General features: G+C 63.0%; 18 protein-coding genes. 5 read left to right on the forward strand and 13 right to left on the reverse strand.

Features of this window, described 5'->3' with window-relative positions; genetic code table 11:
• Positions 1-20 precede the first annotated feature (20 nt).
• Genes FJ543_RS26130 through thrC form a run of 4 tightly spaced genes read right to left on the reverse strand, consistent with a single transcriptional unit; the run spans position 21 to position 6,226 of the window.
• Positions 21-2,909, reverse strand: a complete 2,889-nt coding sequence (locus FJ543_RS26130) for an EAL domain-containing protein (RefSeq protein ID WP_140617282.1) — start codon at positions 2,907-2,909, stop codon at positions 21-23.
• Positions 2,910-2,912: 3 nt separating this feature from the next.
• Positions 2,913-3,509, reverse strand: coding sequence for a GNAT family protein (locus FJ543_RS26135; protein WP_140878145.1), 597 nt, complete (start codon positions 3,507-3,509; stop codon positions 2,913-2,915).
• Positions 3,510-3,521: 12 nt separating this feature from the next.
• Positions 3,522-4,814 carry a pitrilysin family protein gene (locus tag FJ543_RS26140; protein ID WP_140617280.1) on the reverse strand — a complete coding sequence of 431 codons (1,293 nt, stop codon included), beginning with the start codon at positions 4,812-4,814 and terminating at the stop codon, positions 3,522-3,524.
• A 14-nt stretch (positions 4,815-4,828) separates the two neighbouring features.
• Positions 4,829-6,226 (reverse strand): threonine synthase, encoded by a 1,398-nt coding sequence (gene thrC, locus FJ543_RS26145; protein WP_140878147.1) that lies wholly within the window; start codon positions 6,224-6,226, stop codon positions 4,829-4,831.
• A 129-nt stretch (positions 6,227-6,355) separates the two neighbouring features.
• On the opposite strand from thrC, the gene FJ543_RS26150 reads away from it, so the two are divergent.
• On the forward strand, positions 6,356-7,087 hold the full coding sequence (locus FJ543_RS26150) for a hypothetical protein (RefSeq protein ID WP_140661407.1): 732 nt from the start codon (positions 6,356-6,358) through the stop codon (positions 7,085-7,087).
• Between the two features lie 42 nt (positions 7,088-7,129).
• Here FJ543_RS26150 and FJ543_RS26155 read toward each other — a convergent pair whose 3' ends face one another.
• A complete protein-coding gene (locus FJ543_RS26155; RefSeq protein ID WP_140617277.1) occupies positions 7,130-7,819 on the reverse strand; it encodes an HAD family phosphatase in 690 nt (229 codons plus the stop codon).
• Between the two features lie 178 nt (positions 7,820-7,997).
• On the opposite strand from FJ543_RS26155, the gene FJ543_RS26160 reads away from it, so the two are divergent.
• Entirely contained in the window at positions 7,998-9,131 is a 1,134-nt protein-coding gene (locus tag FJ543_RS26160; protein WP_140617276.1) for a site-specific DNA-methyltransferase, read from the forward strand.
• 64 nt (positions 9,132-9,195) lie between these two features.
• Here the strand turns inward: FJ543_RS26160 and FJ543_RS26165 are convergent, their stop codons facing one another.
• Together FJ543_RS26165 and mutY are read right to left on the reverse strand one after the other, a co-directional pair.
• Positions 9,196-9,807, reverse strand: coding sequence for an HAD family phosphatase (locus FJ543_RS26165; protein WP_140878149.1), 612 nt, complete (start codon positions 9,805-9,807; stop codon positions 9,196-9,198).
• Positions 9,800-10,939 carry an A/G-specific adenine glycosylase gene (gene mutY / locus FJ543_RS26170; RefSeq protein WP_140878151.1) on the reverse strand — a complete coding sequence of 380 codons (1,140 nt, stop codon included), beginning with the start codon at positions 10,937-10,939 and terminating at the stop codon, positions 9,800-9,802. Before mutY ends, FJ543_RS26165 begins: the two co-directional genes overlap by 8 nt.
• Before the next feature lie 53 nt (positions 10,940-10,992).
• Between mutY and FJ543_RS26175 the strand changes: the two genes are divergently transcribed.
• The 3 genes from FJ543_RS26175 (at position 10,993) to smc (ending at position 16,086) form a co-directional block, all read left to right on the forward strand.
• A complete protein-coding gene (locus tag FJ543_RS26175; RefSeq protein ID WP_140878153.1) occupies positions 10,993-11,493 on the forward strand; it encodes a DUF721 domain-containing protein in 501 nt (166 codons plus the stop codon).
• A gap of 267 nt (positions 11,494-11,760) precedes the next feature.
• On the forward strand, positions 11,761-12,504 hold the full coding sequence (locus tag FJ543_RS26180) for a DsbA family protein (protein ID WP_140617272.1): 744 nt from the start codon (positions 11,761-11,763) through the stop codon (positions 12,502-12,504).
• A 123-nt stretch (positions 12,505-12,627) separates the two neighbouring features.
• A complete protein-coding gene (gene smc / locus FJ543_RS26185; protein ID WP_140878155.1) occupies positions 12,628-16,086 on the forward strand; it encodes a chromosome segregation protein SMC in 3,459 nt (1,152 codons plus the stop codon).
• Between the two features lie 186 nt (positions 16,087-16,272).
• Here smc and FJ543_RS26190 read toward each other — a convergent pair whose 3' ends face one another.
• The 6 genes from FJ543_RS26190 to FJ543_RS32245 form a co-directional block, all read right to left on the reverse strand.
• Positions 16,273-16,764: a VanZ family protein gene (locus tag FJ543_RS26190; protein ID WP_246678884.1), complete on the reverse strand. Its 492-nt coding sequence runs from the start codon at positions 16,762-16,764 to the stop codon at positions 16,273-16,275.
• A 95-nt stretch (positions 16,765-16,859) separates the two neighbouring features.
• Positions 16,860-17,615: a GGDEF domain-containing protein gene (locus FJ543_RS26195; protein WP_140878157.1), complete on the reverse strand. Its 756-nt coding sequence runs from the start codon at positions 17,613-17,615 to the stop codon at positions 16,860-16,862.
• Positions 17,616-17,759: 144 nt separating this feature from the next.
• Positions 17,760-18,554 carry a thermonuclease family protein gene (locus tag FJ543_RS26200; protein ID WP_246678885.1) on the reverse strand — a complete coding sequence of 265 codons (795 nt, stop codon included), beginning with the start codon at positions 18,552-18,554 and terminating at the stop codon, positions 17,760-17,762.
• Positions 18,469-19,671, reverse strand: a complete 1,203-nt coding sequence (locus FJ543_RS26205) for an ABC transporter substrate-binding protein (RefSeq protein WP_140724853.1) — start codon at positions 19,669-19,671, stop codon at positions 18,469-18,471. The genes FJ543_RS26200 and FJ543_RS26205 overlap by 86 nt, the downstream gene beginning before the upstream one ends.
• A 27-nt stretch (positions 19,672-19,698) precedes the next feature.
• Positions 19,699-20,067: a hypothetical protein gene (locus FJ543_RS26210; protein ID WP_015318761.1), complete on the reverse strand. Its 369-nt coding sequence runs from the start codon at positions 20,065-20,067 to the stop codon at positions 19,699-19,701.
• Positions 20,068-20,139: 72 nt separating this feature from the next.
• The coding region (locus FJ543_RS32245; RefSeq protein ID WP_181174090.1) for a DUF5801 repeats-in-toxin domain-containing protein at positions 20,140-22,343 on the reverse strand (2,204 nt) is incomplete at its 5' end.

Genomic DNA, 22,343 nt, shown 5'->3' on the forward strand with positions numbered 1-22,343 from the left:
ACACTTCCGGGTGACAGGCATTAGGCCTGCGTGAGCGGATACTGCTCCTTCAGCGTCTTCAGCACCTGGTCGCCCGGCATCGGCGCGCCGAACATGAAGCTCTGGACATATTCGCAGCCCATCTGGCGCAGCTCCAGCGCATCGCGCTCGTCCGATATGCCCTCAGCGACTACCGAAAGGCCGAGCTCATGCGCCATGTTGACCATGGATTTGAGCAACACCGCGCGTTTTGGCGTGCTGTCGTCGACGAAGCTCTTGTCGATCTTGATGGTGTCGAACGGGAACCGCGTCAGATAGGCGAGCGATGAATAGCCGGTGCCGAAATCGTCCAGCGACAGGCCGATGCCGAGCTGCTTGAGCTTGGTCAGCACATGGGCCGTCTGCTCGGGGTTGTCCATGACCAGCGACTCGGTCAGTTCGAGCCGGAAGCAGCGCGGCTTCAGATTGGCGCGCGCGATCACGGAACGCACGTCGCTGACCAGGTCGCGGCGGATGAGCTGGCGGCTTGACAAGTTGACCGACACCGACAGCGGCGCGTCGCCGATCTGCTTTTGCCATCCTGCCAGATCCTCGGCCGCCTGCTGCATGGCAAACAGCCCAAGCTGCACGATCAGCCCGCAGCTTTCCGCGACCGGGATGAAATCGGCCGGCGGGATCATGCCGCGGCGCGGATGGTCCCAGCGCAGCAGGGCCTCGAAGCCGGCGACGCTGCCATCCTCGAGCCGCACGATCGGCTGGTAGGCCAGCGTGAATTCGCGCCGCTCGATGGCGCGCCGCAGATCGGATTCGAACTGCAGGCGATCGGTGCCGACGGTGCGGAACGCCGGGCGGAACGGCTCGATCCTGTCGCCGCCGAAGCGCTTGGCCTGGTGCATGGCGAGCTCGGCGTCCTTGACCATGTCTTCGGCCGAGGTTTGTGCCGAGGTCCAGGTAATCAGGCCGATCGAGGCGGTCAGCACGATTTCGCGCTTGGCAAAGGTGATCGGATTGTTGATCGCATGCTTGATCGCATCGGCCACGCCGGCGATGCGGGCAGGGTCCTGCTCGGATAAAAGCATCAGGGCGAACTGGTCTCCGGCGAAGCGCGACAGCGAATCTTTCGGCTTCAACAGCCGGTGCAGACGGCGCGCTATGGTGAGCAGGATGGTGTCGCCGGCCGAGATGCCGAGCCCGTCATTGACCTGCTTGAAGCGGTCGATATCGATGACGAAGACGGTCGGCCGCACCTTCTCTTCGGTGCGGGCGATCGAAATGATCGCCTCCAGCCGGTTCATGAACAATTCGCGGTTCGGCAGGCCGGTCAGATTGTCGTGCACGGCGTCGTGCAGCAGCCGTTCCTCGGATTTCTTCTGTTCGGTGACGTCGACCATGGTACCGACGCAGCGGATGACCTCGCCGTCCGATCCGATGACGGGTCGCGCGCGCAGGGCAAACCAGTGATAGTGCCCATCGGCGCCACGCAGGCGGAAATTCTGCGACACCCGGCCGCGGCGATGTTCCAGCACCACGTCGAGCGTGGTGCGGAACGTGTCGCGGTCGTCGGCATGCAACACCGGCAGCCAGTTGCGGGCGGCACCACCCAGGCTGTTGGGCGCAAGGCCGAGCTGGATGCTGACGTCGGGCTTGGTCACCACGCGGTCGCGCAGCACGTCCCAATCCCACACCGTATCGCCCGATCCCGCGACCGCCAGAGCCTGCCGCTCGAGGTCGGAGAACAGCCCCTGATGCAGCGCACCGCCAGCAAAGGCGTGCTGCATGACGGTGAAGCCGATCAGCAGGATGATCAGGATCAAGCCGCCGCCAAGTGCCGGCTGGGCGATATCGTTGTCGAGCATGCCGGTGATCGCCATCCACGATCCGCATAACCACAACAGCACCATGACCCAGCTGGGCACCAGCATGATCGCTCGGTCATAACCACGAATTCCGAGGAAAATGATCAAGCCGAGCCCGGTCAGTGCGGTCGCGGCAAACGAGATGCGGGCGATGCCGGCGGCGACCGCCGGATCGACGATTGCGACGCCGGCGATCAGCAGCAGCCCCAGAATCCAGACCAGGGCGCCGTAGCTGAAATGGCCGTGCCATCGGTTGAGGTTGAGATAGGCAAACAGGAACACCACGAAGGTCGCTGCCAGCGCCACCTCGGTGCCGGCCCGCCACATCTGCTCGTTGCCGGGCGAGATCTCGATGACCTTGTTGAGGAAGCCGAAATCGACACAGATATAGGCAAGCACCGCCCAGGCGAGGGCCGCCGTCGCCGGGAACATCGACGTCCCCTTGACCACGAACAGGATGGTCAGGAACAGCGCCAGAAGGCCGGCGATACCGATGACGATGCCGCGAAACAGCGTGTAGGAATTAACCGAATCCTTGTAGGATTCCGGATCCCAGAGGTAGACCTGCGGCAGCTTCGGCGAGGCGAGTTCGGCGATGAAGGTGATCACCGTGCCGGGGTTCAGCGTCACCCGGAACACGTCGGCGTCGGGGCTGGTCTGGCGGTCGAGCGCGAAGCCTTCGCTGGGCGTGATGGCGGCGATGCGCGTAGAACCCAGATCCGGCCAGAAGATGCCGGAATTGACCAGCCGGAAGTGCGGCGCCACGATCAGCCGATCGAGTTGCTGGTCGGTGGTGTTGGCGAGCGCGAAGACAGCCCAGTCGCCGGTCGAGCGGGCATCGTTGGCTTCGACCTCGATCCGCCGCACGATGCCGTCCGGCCCGGGCGCGGTCGACACCTGGAAGTTCTCACCCTGGTTGCGGTAGATTTCGACGGCGCGCGAAAGATCGAGCGCGACATCGTCGCGGGCGATCTTGATCGGTTCTACGGCAAAGGCCGACGAAGCCGCGCACAGCGTCAGCATCGTCGCCAGAAGAAAGGCGAACAGCGGCCCGTTTCGCAGGGAATTCGTCAAAAATCAGTCCTTCGTTCCAGCGCCCGGCGGATCGTCGGCGATCCGGGCGTAGAGGTAGTGATCCTGCCAGATGCCGTTGATCCTGAGATAGGATCGCAGAAGTCCTTCGCGCCGGAATCCGGCTTTTTCAAGCACGCGGATCGACCTGATATTGTCGGGAATACAGGCGGCTTCGATCCGGTGCAACCTCAGCGTATCGAAGGCGAAGCGGGCCACCACCTTGACCGCGTCTGTCATCAGCCCGCGGCCGCCGAAGCGCTCGCCGATCCAGTAGCCGACATGGCCGCTTTGCGAGACGCCGTGGCGTATGTTGCCGAGCGTAATGCCGCCCGCGAGCTTGCCGCTCGCCTTCTCGAAGATGAAGAAGGCGATCGCGGTTCCCTGTGCGTAGTCCTCGCGATAGCGGCTGATGCGCAGGCGCCATGCCGTGCGGTCGAGTTCGTCCGGGGTCCAGCGCGGCTCCCATGGCTCCAGGAACGCCCGGCTTTCGCCGCGCACCGCCGACCACTCGCGGTAGTCGTTGGTGAACGGCACGCGCAGCGTGACGAGGTTGCCCTTCAGTGCCGGCAGGTCACGGCGAAAGAAAGGGAGCGCGAACACGGCGCTTGGAACTTAGACGGCGAGCCTGCGGGCCGTGGTCTGCGTGCCCGGAAGCGAATCGAGGATCGCTTCATATGGTGCCAGCGTACCCACGGGCCCGACAGCGGTAAGCGTCGGCTTGGTCGAGAACATCCGCGACGACAGGTCGGTCAGGCGCTCGATCGTCAGCGCCGCCAGGCGCTCCATCAGCTCTTCCTTCGCGATCGGCCTGCCGAAAAGGAGTAGTTGCCGCGCGATCTGCGAGGCGCGGCTGGCCGGGCTCTCGGCCGACATGATCAGCCCGGCGCGATATTGGGCGCGCGCACGGTCGAGTTCTTCCTGCAGGATGCTCTCGCCGGCCTTCTGCAACTCGTCGATGATGACAGGCACCAGCTTGGCGATGTCGCTTTGGCCCGTCGCGGCGTGAACGCCGAATATGCCCGTATCGGAAAAGCCCCAGTGGAAGGCGTAGACCGAGTAACAGAGGCCGCGTTTTTCGCGGACCTCCTGGAACAGGCGCGATGACATGCCGCCGCCGAGGATCATCGACAGCACCTGCGAGGCGTAGAAATCCCGCACATGGTAGGCGCGGCCCTCGAAGCCCAGCACGATCTGCGCGTCCATCAGGTCGCGGTCCTCGCGGAAGTCGCCGCCGACATATTGCGCGTATTGCGGGATGGTGCTGTCGGCCTTGCTGCGGAAACCGCCGAGCCGGTTTTCGACCTCGCGCACGAACTTGTCGTGCTTGATGTCGCCTGCGGCCACGATCACCATCCGCTCGGCGCCATACTGGCGTTCTATGAAATCGTGCAACTGCTTGGAGGTGAAGGATTTTACCGTTTCGGGCGTACCCAGGATCGAGCGGCCGATGGTCTGGTGGCGAAAGGCCGTCTCGGTGAAACGGTCGAAGACGATGTCGTCGGGCGTGTCGTGCGCGGCGCCGATCTCCTGCAGGATGACATGCTGTTCGCGCTCAAGTTCCTGCGGGTCGAATTCGGACTCCTGCAGGATGTCGGACAGGATGTCGACGGCCAGCGGCACATCGTCGGAGAGCACCCTGGCGTAGTAGGACGTGGTCTCGACGCTGGTGGCCGCATTGATCTCGCCGCCGACGTCCTCGATTTCCGAGGCGATCTCGAAGGCGCTTCGCCGCTTCGTCCCCTTGAACGCCATGTGCTCGAGCAGATGGGCCATGCCGTGCTCGTCTTCGCGTTCATTGCGGGCACCCGACTTGACCCAGGCACCCAAGGCAACCGATTCGATACTTGGAAGGGTTTCGGTGGCGACTGTCAGGCCGTTCGACAGACGGCTTACCTCAACACCCATATGGCTCGTACTCCCTAACGCGCCGCCCGCGCGCGGCGACTGACGTAATCTTCCACCATTTTGAGGTCGGATGGAAGTACCGTGTATTTTTCCTCGAATGTCATCAATCCCCCTAGCCATGCGGGCAGGGCGGGCGAGACACCGCTGGCGGCTTCGACGGCGGCCGGGAATTTCGCCGGATGGGCGGTGCCGAGCACCACCATCGGCACGGCGCCCGCAGCCCTGGCCGCCGCCACATGCATGGCTGCCGCCGTATGTGGATCGAGCAGGTAGTTGCTGTTTGCCAGCGTCGAGCGGATGGTGGCGGCAACCTCGTCCATATCTGCGCGGCCGGCGTCGAATTCGGTTCGCATACCGGCGATTTCCGCGGCTTCGATGGTGAAGGCGCCCGATTGTTTGAGGCCGGCCATGTAGCGCCGCACCGTTGCGGCGTCGCGGTTTGACGCCTCGAAAAGCAGGCGTTCGAAGTTCGACGAAACCTGGATGTCCATCGACGGCGAGGTGGTCGCAAAGACCCCTTTGGTCCGGTATTCGCCGGTCGCGAAGGTGCGTGCCAATATGTCGTTGTCGTTGGTGGCGATGACCAGCCGGTCGATCGGCAGGCCCATCTTCTTGGCGGCGTAGCCGGCGAAGATATCGCCGAAATTCCCGGTCGGCACGGTGAAGGAGACCGGCCTGTCCGGCGCGCCGAGCGACAATGCCGAGGAGAAATAATAGACGATCTGGGCCATGATGCGTGCCCAGTTGATCGAATTGACCCCCGACAGCGACACCTGGTCGCGGAAGCCGTGATCGTTGAACATGTCCTTCAGCAGGCCCTGACAGTCGTCGAAATTGCCCTCGATCGCCAGCGCATGGACATTTTCAGCCTTCGACGTCGTCATCTGCCGCTGCTGCACCGGCGAGACGCGGCCATGCGGAAAAAGGATGAAGATGTCGGTGCGGCTGCGCCCGGCAAAGGCGTCTATGGCCGCGCCACCGGTATCGCCCGACGTGGCGCCGACGATGGTGGCGTGCTGGTCGCGTTCGGCAAGCACATGGTCCATCAGCCGGGCAAGCAACTGCATCGCCACGTCCTTGAACGCCAGTGTCGGCCCATGAAAGAGTTCGAGGACAAAAGTGTTGGCGCCGGTCTGCACCAGCGGGCAGACGGCCTCATGGCGGAAGGCGGCATAGGCTTCGCGGACCAGGCGCTCGAAGACCGGCGCGGCGATCTCGCCGCCCAGGAACGGCATCAGCACGCGTATGGCCAGGTCGGGATAGGCGAGGCCGCGCATGGCTCGGATCTCGGATGGCGAGAAATGCGGCCATTCGCGCGGCACGTAGAGGCCGCCATCGCGCGCCAGGCCCGCCAGGATGGCGTCGGAAAATCCAAGCGCGGGCGCTTCACCGCGGGTGCTCACATAATGCATGTCACAGATCCGTTTGCCGCCTGTTTTTCCGTTCACCACAAGGTGGTTAATTTCTGCACCGGCTCTAGTCGCATTTTTGCCGCGCGGTTGATATACGTCACCAGCTTTGCGAGAGGGAAGTGCAGTTTCATGGCGTTTCGTATATCAAGTGGTCGCTTTTTGGCGGGTCTTGCGCTCACCGGCTTTATGCTTGCCGCCGCGGGCTGCCAATCAGGCGACAATGGCATCCTGAACCTCGGTTTCGGCAAGAAGGATCCGACGGCGCCACCCCCGCCGCAGGACCCCAAGGTGCTGGCCAGCCAGCTGAACGCCTATTGCCCAAGGGTGACGGTGCGCGACGGCACGGCCTTCTTCAATACCTATGTCAACGAGGTGCAGAAGCCCAAGCCGAAGCTCAAAAAGACCGGCGATGCCGCTGCGGATGCCGCGGCCCAGGCCGCCGCTGACGCCGCTGCTGCTACGCCGCCCGACGATTCGGCGAGGATTATTTATCAGGCGTCGATCAGCGACGTGACCCGCGATTGCAGCCGTGCCGACGGACAACTGACGATGAAGATCGCGGTTGCCGGCAAGATCGTGCCAGGACCGAAATTCACGCCCGGCACCATCACCATGCCGATCCGCACCGCGGTCATGCATGGCACTGACGTGCTTTATTCGCAGATCCACCAGTATCAGGTTCAGGTGACCGATCCCTCGGTCGCGACCCAGTTTGTCTTCACCGATTCCAATGTGGTCGTACCGGCGCCGACGGCGCAGGACTATCAAGCCTATGCCGGTTACGACGAAACCGCGCCGAAGGCGACGACCGACAAGCCGAGGAAGAAGACCCACAGGAAGAAGACGGCCGCGACGAACTAGGCGGCTGTCGGCCTGGCGTGCCTCCAGCCGGACGCACGCATCTCAGGCATCCGCCGACCACTCCGACAGAGCGGCAATGACACTCTTCAGTTCCGCCCAGCGGCGGATCACCGTCTCGGCACCGGCCTCTGTCAAGGCGTCGGCATGGCCGGGATAGCTGTGGCTGGCGCCCGTAAAGCCGATCACGCGCATGCCGGCGGCCTTGGCGCCGGTGACGCCGTGCACGGAATCCTCGATGACGAAGGTGTTCGCCGGGTTGACGCCGAGCTTTTCGGCGGCATGCAGGAACACGTCTGGAGCCGGCTTGGTCTTTCCGGTCGGCGTTTCCATCGCCGAGAAGATGCGCCCGGCGAAGAACGGCAACAGATGCACCTTCTCCAGCATGAACTCGATCCGCTCCGAACGTGAGTTGGAGCAGACGCAGCGTTGCGACGTGACCGAGGCGACCGCTTCGCGCACGCCTTCGATGGCGCGCACGTCGCTGCGCAGTTTGCGGTCGACCAGTTCCTCGGCGCGGTCGATCAGCGACACCTGGAACGGGATTTTGGACTTCTCCTCGATTCGTATCAGTATGTCCTTGAAGGTCAGGCCGGCATAGGTCTCGGCAATCTCCTCCGCCGAGATTTCGTATCCGGCCAGGGTTATCAGTTCAGCTTCGACCCGCGCGGCGATGATTTCGGAATCGACGAGCACGCCGTCGCAATCGAAGATGACAAGATCTGGCTGGGGCATGGTGATCCGAACGATGGAGGGTGGAGGAATGGCCGCTCAGGGCTCAAGCGGCGCGGCATACACCAATGGACACGGCTTCGCAAACTCCTCCACGGCATCGATAAAGCTTCACCGAATATTTACGCTGATCGGTAACCATAACGGGCAGTAAACAGTAACGCGTGCCTTGGGTGTAAAAATGTCAGCCGTGCGTCTTCTCGACGAGCTCTCCCACGCTCCCCAGCAATCCGAATGGCTGGACACGATCCTGAAAGGCGACTGCGTCGCGGCGCTCGACCGCCTGCCGGAAAAGTCGATCGACGTCATCTTTGCCGATCCGCCCTACAATCTGCAGCTCGACGGCGACCTGCACCGTCCCGACCAGTCCAAGGTCGATGCGGTCGACGACGACTGGGACCAGTTCGAGAGCTTCGAAGCCTATGACGCTTTCACCCGCGCCTGGCTGCTGGCGGCACGCCGCGTGCTGAAGCCCAACGGCACCATCTGGGTCATTGGCTCCTATCACAACATCTTCCGCGTCGGGGCCAAGATGCAGGATCTCGGCTTCTGGATTCTCAACGACGTGGTCTGGCGCAAGACCAATCCGATGCCGAATTTTCGCGGCCGCCGCTTCCAGAACGCGCATGAGACGATGATCTGGGCTTCGCGTGACCAGAAGGGCAAGGGCTATACCTTCAACTACGAAGCGCTGAAGGCGTCGAACGACGATATCCAGATGCGCTCCGACTGGCTGTTCCCGATCTGCACCGGCGGCGAGCGCCTGAAGAATGAGAATGGCGACAAACTGCATCCGACTCAAAAGCCCGAGGCGCTGCTTGCCCGTATCATGATGGCCTCGACCAAGCCGGGTGACGTCGTGCTCGACCCGTTCTTCGGCTCCGGTACGACAGGCGCGGTTGCCAAGCGCCTCGGCCGTCACTTCGTCGGCATCGAGCGCGAGCAGGCCTATATCGACGCCGCCAATGAGCGCATCGACGCGGTGCGGCCACTCGACGAGGCGGATCTCACCGTGCTCACCGGCAAGCGCGCGGAGCCGCGCGTCGCCTTCGTCAGCCTGATCGACACCGGGCTGATGACGCCCGGCGCCACGCTCTATGACGCCAAGAAGCGCTGGGCCGCCAAGGTTCGCGCCGATGGGACCGTCGCGATCGGCGACAGCGCCGGCTCGATCCACAAGATCGGCGCCGAGGTGCAGGGATTGGACGCCTGCAACGGCTGGACCTTCTGGCATTATGAGCGCAGCGGCGGGCTTACCCCCATCGACGAACTGCGCCGCATCGCCCGGCTTGGCATGGAACGGGCAGGGGGCTGAGCTCTGCCGCCTGCCTCATATTTATTGATTCAAATGCTCAACGGATCGTCGCAAGCGATGGAGATCACGTCCTGATCCCCAATCGCTCAAGGTCTGCTTTAAGCGTGCTGGCATCGGTGAACAGCACCGCTTGCCAGCCGGCGGCCTTGGCGCCGTCGACATTTTTCTGGCTGTCGTCGATGAACAGGGTCGCCGACGGCTCGAGGCCGAACGCGGCCACGTGATGGTCGTAGATGCCACGATCCGGCTTGATCTTGCCGATCTCGCCCGAGATGGTGACGCCGCGCGGACGATCGAGGAAATCGAAGCGTTCGCGCGCTTCGGCCAGCGTGTCGGAAGCAAAGTTGGTCAGCATCGTCACATCGTGGCCGCTGTCGATCAGGCCGAGCATGATGGCGACACTGTCATCATAGGCATGCGGCACCATCTCGTGCCAGTGGCGACGGAAATTGCGGATGTTTTCGGCGTGCTCGGGGTGCTCGGCGATCAGCAGCGCTTCGGCCTCTTCCCACGTCCGGCCGCGATCCTGCTCTATGTTCCAGTCATGCGTGCAGATATTGTCGAAGAACCACCTTCTCTCTTCGTCGTCGGGAATGAGGCGGCTGAAGGGAATGTTCGGATCGTAATGGATCAGCACCTTGCCGATGTCGAAAACGATGTGGCGGATTTCAGTCATGGGGCCTCTTTGCACTCAATGGCGACGGTTTTTTCGTCGCGCCGGGTATCGCAGCCTCGATTGCCTTTTTCATGACGGTGGGCAGCGCCTCGCCTGAAATCTCATGGGCGGGCGACCAGAAATACCCTGCCAGGGCATCACCTTTGATGTGGGCACGAAAGACTTCGAGTTCGAGCGCGAAATGGGTGAACACATGCGTGATTGTCCCGGCGCGCCGCCAGTCGCCGGTAAAGGGCGCTGCCGCCTCTGTGGTGGCTCCGTCCACCCGCGCCGTCCAGGCGGTGGTCGGCACTTCCGTCATGCCGCCGAGCAGCCCTTTCTCAGGCCGCTTGCGCAAAAGAATGGCACCGTCGTCGCGCATGGCAACGAAAGCAGCCCCCCGCCGCAGCGGCTTGTCGGCCTTCGGCAGCCGCACCGGGAAATTTTCGGGATCTCCTGAAACAACGGCGCTGCAGTCCTCGCGCAGCGGGCACAGCATGCAGCGCGGCCGGCGTGGAGTGCATATCGTGGCGCCGAGATCCATCATCGCCTGGGCAAAGTCGCCGGGCCTTGTCGCCGGCATCATGCGCTCGACATGGACCCGTATCTCGGCCTTGGCTTCGCTGAGCGGCGTCGTGATCGAAAACAGCCGTGAGATGACGCGTTCGACATTGCCGTCGACGACGGCGGCGTGGCGGTCGAAGGCGATGGCCGTTATTGCCGCCGATGTATAGGCGCCGATCCCCGGCAATTCTCGAAGTCCGATCTCGGTGTCCGGAAACCGCCCGCCGCGTGCCGCCACCAGATCGGCGCAGGCCTTGAGGTTGCGGGCGCGGGAGTAGTAGCCGAGCCCCGCCCAGGCTTTCATCACATCCTCCGTCGGCGCCGCGGCCAGCGCTTCGACATCGGGCCATTTCTCGACAAAGGCGAGGAAATACGATTTCACCGCTTCGACGGTGGTCTGCTGCAGCATCACCTCCGACAGCCAGATACGGTAGGGATCGGGCCGCACACCGCGTGCATGCTCGCGCGGCGTCACGCGCCACGGCAATTCGCGATGATGCGCGTCATACCAGGCGAGCAGGCGCGACGCCGTATCATCCGAGATGGCCTTGCTGGTCTGGGCCTTGCGGGTCTGGTCTGCTGGTGCCATTGATCTTGCGTTGGCCTGGCCGGTATCTGCTGGGTCGTGGCTGGAGAACGCACATGGCAGGGAAAAGGCGCTTCGGCAATCCCGTTCCGGTGAGCGATCTCGCCACCGACATCCTCGACCCGGTGCTGCGCAAGCGGGCAGGCATCTCGATCGGTCTGGTCCAGTCGTGGGAAGAGATTGCCGGACCGCGCCTGGCCATCCACTCGCGGCCCGAAAAGATCCAGTGGCCGCGCCGCCTGCACGAGGATGATCCGTTCGAGCCGGCCGTACTGGTCATCGCCTGCGAAGGCATGGCCGCGCTTCATCTGCAGCATGAGACCGGCGAGATCATCAACCGGGTGAACGCCTTCCTGGGTTTCAGGGCGATAGGCCGCATCAGGATCGTGCAGAAGCCGATAAGCTCGGGAAGAGCCCGGCCCAAACCCACCCTCAGGGCGTTGAGCGCGGCCGAAAAGGCGAAATTGTCCGATACTGTCGGGCTTATAGAGGATGACGGGCTGCGCGCCTCGCTGGAACGGCTGGGGGCGACCATTCTGGGCGCAAGGAAAGCCTAGACGGCTGCAATGACCCAGGGACTATCCCGAGGCCGTCTGGCCAAGGGCGAAGTGGAACGGTTACAGTCGGCCCGGTCGGCCCAAACGGAGACGATCCCCTTGGTTCTGATTGGAAACGGTCATAGGTTTGTCGTTAATCTCGCGCATTCGTGATCGCCCTTGTCAGGTTTCACGATTGGATTGGGGACAGGGATGCCTTAATTCGCGCCAACTCTCGCCTTTTCGTGCCTTTGCATTGCAAAATCCAACTCTTATCAGGTGATTCGTATGAGCCGTCCCCCGTTTGGCCAAAGCTTCTCTCGCAGAAACGTCCTGACATCGCTGGCCGCCATCCCGGCGGTGGCCCTGCTCGCCGCCTGCAGTGATTCCGGCGAAGAGGCGAAGGCCGCGGATGTCAAACCCGCGAATCCGGCAACGCCCGCAAAGCCGGCCACGCCCGCCGCGGTCCAGGTACCGGAAGCGCAGGGCACCGTCGACATGACCGAACTGATGAAGCCGGGCGCGCTGCCCGACAAGCAGCTCGGCAAGGATGACGCCAAGGTCACCATCGTCGAATACGCCTCGATGACCTGCCCGCACTGCGCGCATTTCGCCGAGACCACCTTTCCGGATTTGAAGACCAAGTACATCGATACCGGCAAGGCGCGCTACATCCTGCGCGAATTCCCATTCGATCCGAGCGCCGAAGCCGGTTTCATGCTGGCGCGTTGCGCCAAGGATAACTATTTTCCGATGGTCGACGTGCTGTTCAGGCAGCAGGCGAACTGGGTCGGCGTGTCGAACACCAAGGAAGCGCTGCTGCAAATTTCCAAGCTTGCCGGTTTTACACAGGAGTCCTTCGAGGCCTGCTTGACGGACCAGAAACTTCTGGACGATGTGAGATCGGTTCAGAAGCGTGGCGCCAATGAATTCAAGGTCGACTCGACGCCGACCTTCTTCATCAACGGTAAGACCTACAAAGGGGCGATGTCGATTGAGGAAATGTCGGCCATCATCGACCCTCTGCTCTGACATCGGCTCAGTGCTGAAGCGGCAGCGCTTCGGCGCTGCTTGCCTCTCTATCCGTTCGCGCGCTCTGCGTCCTATCGCAAAACCTCGGTACACTCTTCCAGAACCGGTGTATGAGGCGCGCGAATGAAGTTTTCGCGCCTCCGCCTCCTTGGTTTCAAGTCCTTCGTCGAACCCGGCGAGTTCGTCATCGAACGCGGCCTGACCGGCATTGTCGGGCCGAACGGCTGCGGCAAGTCGAACCTGGTCGAGGCGCTGCGCTGGGTGATGGGCGAAAGCTCCTACAAGAACATGCGCGCGTCCGGCATGGACGACGTCATCTTTTCCGGCTCGGGAACCCGCCCCGCCCGCAACACCGCCGAAGTCACGCTTTTCCTGGACAACAGCGACCGCTCGGCTCCATCCGCCTTCAACGATGCCGACGAACTGCAGGTGTCGCGCCGCATCGAGCGCGAGGCCGGCTCGCTCTACCGCATCAACGGCAAGGAAGCGCGCGCCAAGGACGTGCAGCTTCTGTTCGCCGACCAGTCGACCGGCGCGCGCTCGCCCTCGATGGTCGGGCAAGGCCGTATCGGCGAACTGATCCAGGCCAAGCCGCAGGCCCGTCGCGCCCTGCTCGAAGAAGCGGCCGGCATTTCCGGCCTGCACACCCGTCGCCACGAGGCGGAATTGCGGCTTAAGGCGGCCGAGCAGAACCTCGAACGCCTGGACGATGTCGTGGGCGAACTGGAAAGCCAGATCGAAAGCCTCAAGCGCCAGGCGCGCCAGGCTTCCCGCTTCAAGAACCTGTCGGCCGACATCCGCAAGGCCGAAGCAACGCTCTTGCACCTGCGCTGGACGCTGGCCAAGACACAGGAAGGCGAGGCGCGTTCGGCGCTGGCCACGGCAACGGCGCTCGTCGGCGACCGCGCCGCCACGCAGATGAACGCGGCCAAGGAGCAAGGCATCTCCGCCCATCGCCTGCCTGACCTGCGCGACGCGGAAGCCGCGGCTGCCGCGGCTTTCCAGCGCCTGTCGATCGCCAGGTCGCAGATCGAGGAAGAAGCTGGCCGTATCCACAACCGGCAGGCCGAACTCGAACGCCGGCTGCAGCAGCTCGACGGCGACATTGCCCGCGAAGAGCGGATGGTGCGCGACAATGCCGACGTTCTCGAGCGCCTGCGTGCGGAAGAGGCCGCGCTGAACTCCGAAAACGCCGGTGCCGCCGAGCGTGAGGCCACCACCCGCGCTGTATTCGAACAGGCCGCCTCGACGCTTGCGCAAAGCGAAGCCAAACTTGCCGCGCTGACCGCCGAGCGCGCCGAGGCCGCCGCCTCGCGCCACCAGATCGAACGGACTTTGCGCGAAACCGCGGAGCGTCGCGACCGCTTCGCCCGCCAACTCGCCGACGTCGACCGCGAATTGTCGGACATCCTCTCCAAGGTCGCCGGCTTGCCGGATCCGGCCGAGAAGCAGGTACTGGTCGAGCAGGCGATGGCATTGCTGGAGGAGTCCGAGGCAGCGGTGGAGCAGGCTGAACAGTCGGTCATCGACGGCCGTGGCGCTGAAAGCGCTGCCCGCCCGCCGCTTCAGGACGCCAAGGCGGAGCTGGCGCGGATCGAAACCGAAGCGCGCACGCTGGCCAAGATCCTGAACGCGGCCAGCGGCGATCTCTTCCCTTCGGTGCTGGAGCAGATCAGCGTCGAGCGCGGCTTCGAGACGGCGCTGGGGGCCGCCCTTGGCGAAGACCTCGACGTGCCGCTCGACCGCAGTGCACCGGCGCATTGGGGCGAAAGCGAAATCCAGCCCGGCGATGCCGCGCTTCCGGAAGGGATCAAGAGCCTTGCCAGCGTGGTTCGCGCGCCGGCGCAACTAGCCCGACGTCTTGCGCAGATCGGCATCGTCGAGGCCGCTGACGGCCGCCGGTTGCAGGGGCTTCTGGCTCCAGGCCAGCGCCTGGTCAGCCGCCAGGGTGCGCTGTGGCGCTGGGACGGCCTGACCGCCAGCGCCGATGCGCCGACCGCCGCGGCACAAAGGCTGGCACAGAAGAACCGGCTTGCGGAACTCGATGCCGAAGCGGTGCAAGCGACGCTTGTGCTGCGCCAGGCCGAGGAAGCGCTAGCGCAGGCCGAGCAGGCGCTCCGCCAGGCAAGCGAAGCCGAACGCAACACGCGCCAGGCGGGACGTGAGGCCCAGCACCGGCTGGACGCCGCCCGCAATGCGCTGGCCGAGGCGGAAAAGGCCGGCGGTGAACTATCGAGCCGGCGTGCCGCGCTGGACGAGGCGCGCGCCCGCATCGTCGACAGCCATGAGGAGACGTCAGCGGCTTTCGTCGAGGCCGAGATGCTGCTGCAGGATGCGCCCGACCTCGGCGACCTGCAATTGCAGCTCGAACAGTCCTCGGCCAATGTCTCGCGCGACCGCGCCGCGCTTGCAGACGCGCGCGCCGTCCACGAGGGCTTGCGGCGAGAAGCCGAGGCACGCACACGCCGGCTTGATGCCATCGGTGCCGAACGCAGCAATTGGCTGGTGCGCGCCGAAAACGCCTCGACGCAGATCGCGTCGCTTGCCGAACGCAAGGCAGAGGCCGAAGCCGAGCGCGAACGGCTGGCCGATGCGCCCGACGAGATCGACGCCAAGCGGCGTGCGCTGCTGTCGCAGCTCACCGAGGCCGAGACCTTGCGCAAGGCGGCAGCCGACCGTCTTCAGGAAGCGGAGAACAGGCAGGCCGAACTGGACAAGGCGGCCACATCCGCCATCCAGTCGCTGGCCGAAGCGCGCGAAACCCGCGCCCGCGCCGAGGAACGGCTGACGGCGGCCGACGAACGCCGGCTGGAGGTCGAGGCGCGCATCCAGGAGACGTTGAACACGCCGCCGCATCTGGTCATCCGCCACACCGGGCTGGAAGCCGACGATCCGATGCCCGAAATGCCCGAGATCGAACGCCAGTTGGATCGGCTGAAGGTCGAGCGCGAGCGGCTCGGCGCCGTCAATCTGCGTGCCGAGGAAGAGCAGAGGGAGCTTTCCGAGCGCCTGGAGGCGATCGTTTCCGAGCGCGAGGACATTATCGAAGCGATCCGCAAGCTCAGGCAAGCGATCCAGAGCCTCAATCGTGAAGGCCGCGAACGGCTGCTGGCCGCCTTCGATGTCGTCAACAGCCACTTTCAGCGACTGTTCTCGCATCTGTTCGGTGGCGGCACGGCGGAATTGCAGTTGATCGAATCCGAGGATCCGCTGGAGGCGGGCCTGGAGATTCTTGCCCGACCGCCCGGCAAGAAGCCGCAGACCATGACGCTGCTGTCGGGCGGCGAGCAGGCGCTGACGGCGATGTCGCTGATCTTCGCTGTCTTCCTGACCAACCCGGCACCGATCTGCGTGCTCGACGAAGTCGATGCGCCGCTCGACGATCACAATGTCGAGCGCTTCTGCAATCTCATGGACGAGATGGCCAAGACCACCGAGACGCGTTTCGTCATCATCACCCACAATCCCATCACCATGGCCCGCATGGACCGGCTGTTCGGCGTGACCATGGCCGAGCAGGGCGTCAGCCAGCTTGTCTCTGTCGATTTGCAGGCGGCAGAGGCGATGCGCGAGGCGAGTTGACGCGTCCGGCCGCCATCGGCGGACCGTTTAGGTTTTCTGATCGTGTCGGTGGGACCGGTGTTTGGCCGAGGCCCAGAGGAAATAGAGCGGGCCCATTTTCAGGACAGGCACACAACGATCCCGCTCGCGATCGCGCAGTTCGCGGTAGACCTTCACCTTCAGCGCCAACTTGCTGATTTGGCTATCTCAATTCACGCGTCGCGAAATCCAGTTCGCGCAGATTGCCGCCAGAAGTCCGCAAGCCATGCCGACGCAATCGGCGATCCAGTCGAACACGTCCAGATCACGCTCTATCAGCGACGTGCCCTGGAGGATTTCGATCGCGGCTCCAACCAGGGCGAGGAAGATGATCAGCCTCCTCTTGCGGCCCGGCCAGCCCAGACTTCCCAGAAACGCCAGGATCGCGAAGGCGCTCGCATGGTTGGCCTTGTCGTAGTGGAAGCCGATATCGATGCCGAATTCGTCGAGGCGAGATATCGGCAGCAACGCGAGCACCAAGACCGCAATGAGCGTGGCGATAAAGGCAATCCGCTCGGCGGCTGAGTAAAATTTCATTCTGTTCCGTCGATACACCAGCCATCGAGGTCGGGTCCGGAGATCTTGGTCAGGTGGCATGCCGGTGTAAGCGGCAGGCTGGCGTCCATGGCCACGATTGCATAAGCCGGCTTCGAAAAGCAACGAGCCCGTCTCGCGATCACGAGGGGATCCCAAGGCGTGCCCGCCCATTTGCCGGCACGCCTTCCGCTTATTGGCGATAGAATGGTGACGGCTCGTCAGATTGAAGCGCGTTGAATACGCGACAGTCCAAAACCGCTTTTGCCCGACAAGCTCTCTTCGGCAGGCCGGAACATGTCCTCGAAGTCCAGGTCCTGCTCGAAAACCACGCCCCCGACGGACACGGCCAGGATCTCCTCGGCTCCCTGAGGGGCGAAATAGACCTGCGAGACAGTGCCACGGATACGCTCGCCAACCGTCCTGGCTTCGGCCTCGCTCGTTCCGGGAAGGAACACACCGAACATGGAGGCACCTATGCGGCCGACGACGTCTTGCGAGCGCACGCAAGACCGGATGGTTGAAGCGATCAGGCGCAAGGCCTCGTCGCCCCAGTTCAGGCCGAAGCGCAAGTTGATGGCGTTCAGGTGTTCAGGATGAATGACCAGGAACGCGCCCGATCGCTCGCCTTGTGGGGAAGACCTGATCGCCCGTCTCTCGATCAGCGACGTGAAGACCCTCCCGTTCAGGCAACCGGTCAGCGTATCGAAGGTCGCGGCCCGGTTGAGTTCCCGCCGATAGCGACGGATCTCGGCCAGTTTCAGGCCTATGAACACAAACAGCGGCAGGCAGATCACCACAGGCAAAAGTGTTGCCGTGATCATGCCGCGCCCGAAAGGCGTCAGCGCCTCGCTGAACAACAGCAGATAATTCAGGACGAGGGACACGCACAGGCTGCCGACGGTTCCAAGAAATGCCAGCCAGGCAATGGTCTTCCATTCATGATGCACCGGGACATCAGCTGCTGCATTGCTCATCGTCGATCTCCGTTCGATCGCCAAGCATAAGACCGGCAAGTTACGATTTCGGTTTCGAAGAACAATACAATTTGACACGTTGGTTAGATCGCCAAGCTTCTGAACGGAGGATGCTGCCCTTTGTGGCGAATCCGGTGCTGTCGCCTATGGCGGGCCGAAGATTCCCATCTCCGCCGCCCTGGCTGTTGCTTCGGCCTTGCCATAGATGCCGCTCGGCAAGGCCAGCGCCCAGCCATTCGATACCAGCCAGGCACCGACATCCTGTTTGCCCAGCCTGCATGTCACCGCGACAGGGAAGCGGTCGACCACCGGAGGCACGAAGCAGTTCAGCGCTCGCCCGCGCATCCAGTTGTTGAAAGCCGCGTAGGCCCGCTGTCCGCATGGCCACGCGCTCTCGTGAAACAGGCAGACCCTGTCGGTCTGGACGCCCTGGGTTCCACTGATGAACAGTTTCCGCCCCATGGAGTCGAAACCAGCCGACGACGTGGCCACTGGATCGTAAAGCAATGTTTCCCGCCAATCCCTGGGCATCCATGACTTGGGGCGTGATGCGAGGCCGAGGTCGCCAAGCGGCAAACGAGGTTCCACCCGCTCCATCTCCGATCCCTCGATCTGCGGCGGTGCGATGAGATCCTCGGCAATCTTGCGGGCTGAGTTGACGATCGATCGAGCCGGATGTCGCGCGACGTCATCGCCGACGTCAGGGGCTGGGTCGGTGAGGCTTCGTTCGACGGGGAACAGGGTCGCTGCCTTGACCAGCAGCAGGATACCGATGAGAAGCTCGATGCCTGCGAGCGCGATCATCATGCGAACGCGCCCCCGATGACCCACCGGGCCGCCCGCGCCCAGTTCGCTAGAAGCTGGACGTCGATTTGGCAACCAGTTTGAGCGCACCTTTTTCAATCCGGTAAAACGGCATTGAGCGTTCGCTGGATCCATCCGCGCGGAACCTGAACAAGCCGGTCGATCCGCGAAAGCCATTCGGGTTCTCGAAAACCTGCCTGTTGAAACCATTGGGTCCGGCAGCGCTTGCGATGCCCGCGGTCAGCGCGACCATATCATAGGCATAAGCGACATTGACGTCGGCCTGGTAATTGAAGCTTGCCTTGAAACGATCCGAAATGGGGCCTGTTTCATGTTGGTCGAGCGTCGCGATATAGGCGCCTTCGAAAAGCGGACTGGTCGGGTGCTCCAGCCAGCGGTTCGTGCCAACCACGGAGGTTGATTTTCCAGGGATGCCTTTTGCCTTCAGGGCGATCAGGATTGGCGATGGATTGCTGTCGCCGCTGGCGACGATCACGGCGTCGGGGGCGTCAACCAGCGAGCCCATGTCCGCGACCGCCTTTGCCGCGCTGTCGGCGCTCGTGTAGGGGATGGTGATCGCAAGTGCGGCGCCGTACACGCTGAGGCTGTTGGCGACCCGTTTTTCGGCAATATCGGCACCCGCGCCCGCTGGCACCAGCAGGACGAATTTCTTGCCGCCCTTGGCCGCGATTGCGCCGGCGCCTGCCGCGGCGCTGTCCGCCTCGCCAAGGCATACCGCATAGACGCCCGGGCCGCCGGCAAAATTGTCCGCGAGAGCCAGAACCACCGGCCGGTTCGAGCCCGACAGTTTGGCGACATGCTGCGCCGCCGGCAGTTCGGTCGGACCGATGACCACTTTCGCTCCCGAAGTTATGGCCTTTACCGCCAGTTGCTGGGAGTAAGCCGCGTCTCCCCTTGTGTCCTCGACGGTAAGCGTCAGCAGGGGATTACCGAGGTCCGTCATGGCGAGCTTGGCGGCGTCGAGCATCTTTTTGCCGTTTTCGCCCGCTGATCCGGAAGCGGACAGCGGCAGCAGCATGGCGACTTTCGTGGGTCCCGTGCCGAGGGACTGCGTCGCCTGGCTTGCGTTTGCCACAGCAACAACAGCAGCCGGCTGATTGGCGACCTGGATGGCAGCGGGGTCGAGCGCGTCCGACACCGAGCCTTTGGATTGGCAGCCGAGCAGCGATAGCGCCAGCGCGCAAGCGACCACCCATGTCCGCAGGCGGTGAACCTGCCGGTCAGATTCCATTTTCTGCCAGCGCTTTCGCTCTTGCGGTCAGTTCATGTACTCGACCATGCGGTCGTGAAAACACTCGCATTTATTGAGCGTGTCTTCGTCCTTGTAATTCGTCTTCAGGTAGCCGTAAGCCATGCCGCAGGCGACCTTGGCTTCCGATGCCCAGACGAAGACCGGCCGGGATGAATGGATCCATTCCGGGCTGTTGGCGACGGCAACCGACTCGTCCATCAGCTTGACGACCTGTTTCGTGAGGTCGACCGTGTTGTCGGTCAGCACGAGGTTGGAGGTTCCAACGGTGCGGCAATAGTCGGCCACGGGTCCCTCGATGATGTCGGCGGCAAAGCCGGTCGATCCCGCCAACAGCAGCGCCGTGGCCGAAATCAGTAATTTTGAACAACGCTTCATTTAAGTCCCTCTCCAAACTGCGGTATTATGTTTCGCTAATATGTAGCATGAGAGAACGGCCGCGCATAAGTGCTAAATCGTGGCCGTGTGCTGTGTGTGAGCCGTGTCGTCGTAAATCAGACTGATGGTGCCGGCGACAGGTGCGTTCTGCAAGACGGCGACGTCGACGAAATTGGCGCCACCGGTTGTACCATTGGCGTCGACGCTGAGCGTGTGTGATGCCGAGTCGTATTTCACGAAGTCCCCGATATTTGCCCCTGGACCTGTTTCAAACAGGGATGACAGGTCGATCTTGTCGCCTTGTGCACCACTGTAGTCGGCGATGAGGTCCTTGATGTCCAACCCGTCGAGCTTGAATGTGTCGGCGCCCGTGCCGCCGGTCATGGTGTCCTGGCCGGCGCCGCCGATGAGAAGGTCGTTGCCGGCGTTGCCGTTGATCGTATCGTTGCCGGCGCCGCCATAGAGCACGTTGTTGCCGCTGTCGCCATTCAGCGTGTCGTTGAAGTCCGACCCGATGATATGAGGCGCCGCCAGCGTCGAAGTATACAAATGGGAGTCACCGGCCAGATCTGACGAGTGATTCTGGATGGTTTGTCCCGTCGGGCTCAAAGTGATACCGATGGTGCCCGCAGCTGTGTCGTTATCGCCATCGACAACACTGACGGGAAGATCGAAGCTCACCGGACTGTTTGTCGAAGCTGCCGCGCCAAAATCTCCGAGTTTGAACGTGTCACCCGACTCGTAACCAATCTCGAGACTGTTATACCCATTGGCCGTGTAGGTGGCTATTGAGGTGTTCTGCAGTATGGATCCGATCACGGCCTCGTATTGAGTTCCAGGAGCGGCACCGTCGACGAAATGCACTGTAAATACGTGACCGCCAACCGTGACGTTCGTCGTTGTGGTGCTGATCTCGGCGAACGTCACCAGCTTGGTCTCGCCGTTGTAGCTCAATGCGACCGCGGTAACAGAATCCTGGACGCCGTCGCCAACCTTTACGTTCCCATCCGGATCGTCGAAGGCGGCGAAGCGAGCCGCGGACTGAGATGAGATACCGGTGAACTTCGCCGACGCGCCGTTCGTAGTATAATGTCCTTCGAAGAGATGGGTCGAGGGCGACGAGTAGCTGCCGTTCGGAGGGTTGCCGGTCAAATCTACGACGAAGTCAAGGCGCATTTTCTCACCTGACCCAACCGAATTGCCACCGCTGACGCCGCCCTCATTGGCGTTAGTGTTCAAAGTTCCAGAGCTGACTCCGCTTTCTATGGGCGTAAGCAGCAGATCCTTGCTGTCGTCATTGGCCGCCGTATTGAAGCCTGCCCAAGCCCCGTTGCCGCCAACGAAATCATAGCCACCTCCGTTGAAATCCACAGTGGTTATGCTGTCCACAGTTCCGTTCATCTCGACGGAGTAGGAAGCGGTCGCCGGGTTGAGCGTAATGACAAACACGGATGTGGCGCCGGCCAGACCCGTGAGCGTGTGGCCGTCGGCTGAGACGTCGTACACGATCGAAACGCCGTTTGAGGTCAGTCCGCTTGCCGTGCCTTCGAGCGACGTCGGGAAGATGACTGTTCCGCCATCAGCGCCGTAGTTGTTGGTAAGTATCCCGTCGATATCGAGGTCGAACGAGACGGCCGCTCCTGCTCCGTTTGCCACAACTGCGGAGGCCGGAGATATTGCCGTCGGCAAGGCATCGTCGAAGCCGAGATTGCCGCCCAGGTCGGCGCTCACCGTCGAGGTCGCCTGGTCGTTGTCGCCATCCGTCACCGTCGCCGTCGCCGACAGCGTCACCAGGCCATTGGCAAGGTCGATGTGGGCGTTGTTGTTGGTGGTGTCGAGGCTCTCGGGCAGGTGGTCGATCTGCTGATACTGCGTCAGCGTCACCGTGCCGGCCGCATTGACGGAGATCATGAAGACATCGCCATGCGTGGCCGTCGTGCCGACGATGTCGTTGCCCACCTTGGACAGCGTGATTGCCTCACCCTGGCTGGTCAGGCCCGAATTCTCGCCGGGAGCTGTCACCGACAGCGTGTAGCCGCTGATCACCGTCGAACCGGCGCCATCCGCGCCATAGCTCGGCGTCACCGCCCCAAGGAAGGCGGCCGCGAAGCTTGCGCTCGCCGTGTCGGTATTGTTGCCGATCGTATCGGCGTCCTGCGTCACAACCTTGATCGCATCGCCGATCGCCGCAACCGACAGCGTCGGCAAGGCATCGTCGAAGCCGAGATTGCCGCCCAGGTCGGCGCTCACCGTCGAGGTCGCCTGGTCGTTGTCGC

Origin of the sequence: Mesorhizobium sp. B2-5-7 (genome assembly GCF_006440875.1) — a bacterium.
GTDB lineage: Bacteria > Pseudomonadota > Alphaproteobacteria > Rhizobiales > Rhizobiaceae > Mesorhizobium > Mesorhizobium australicum.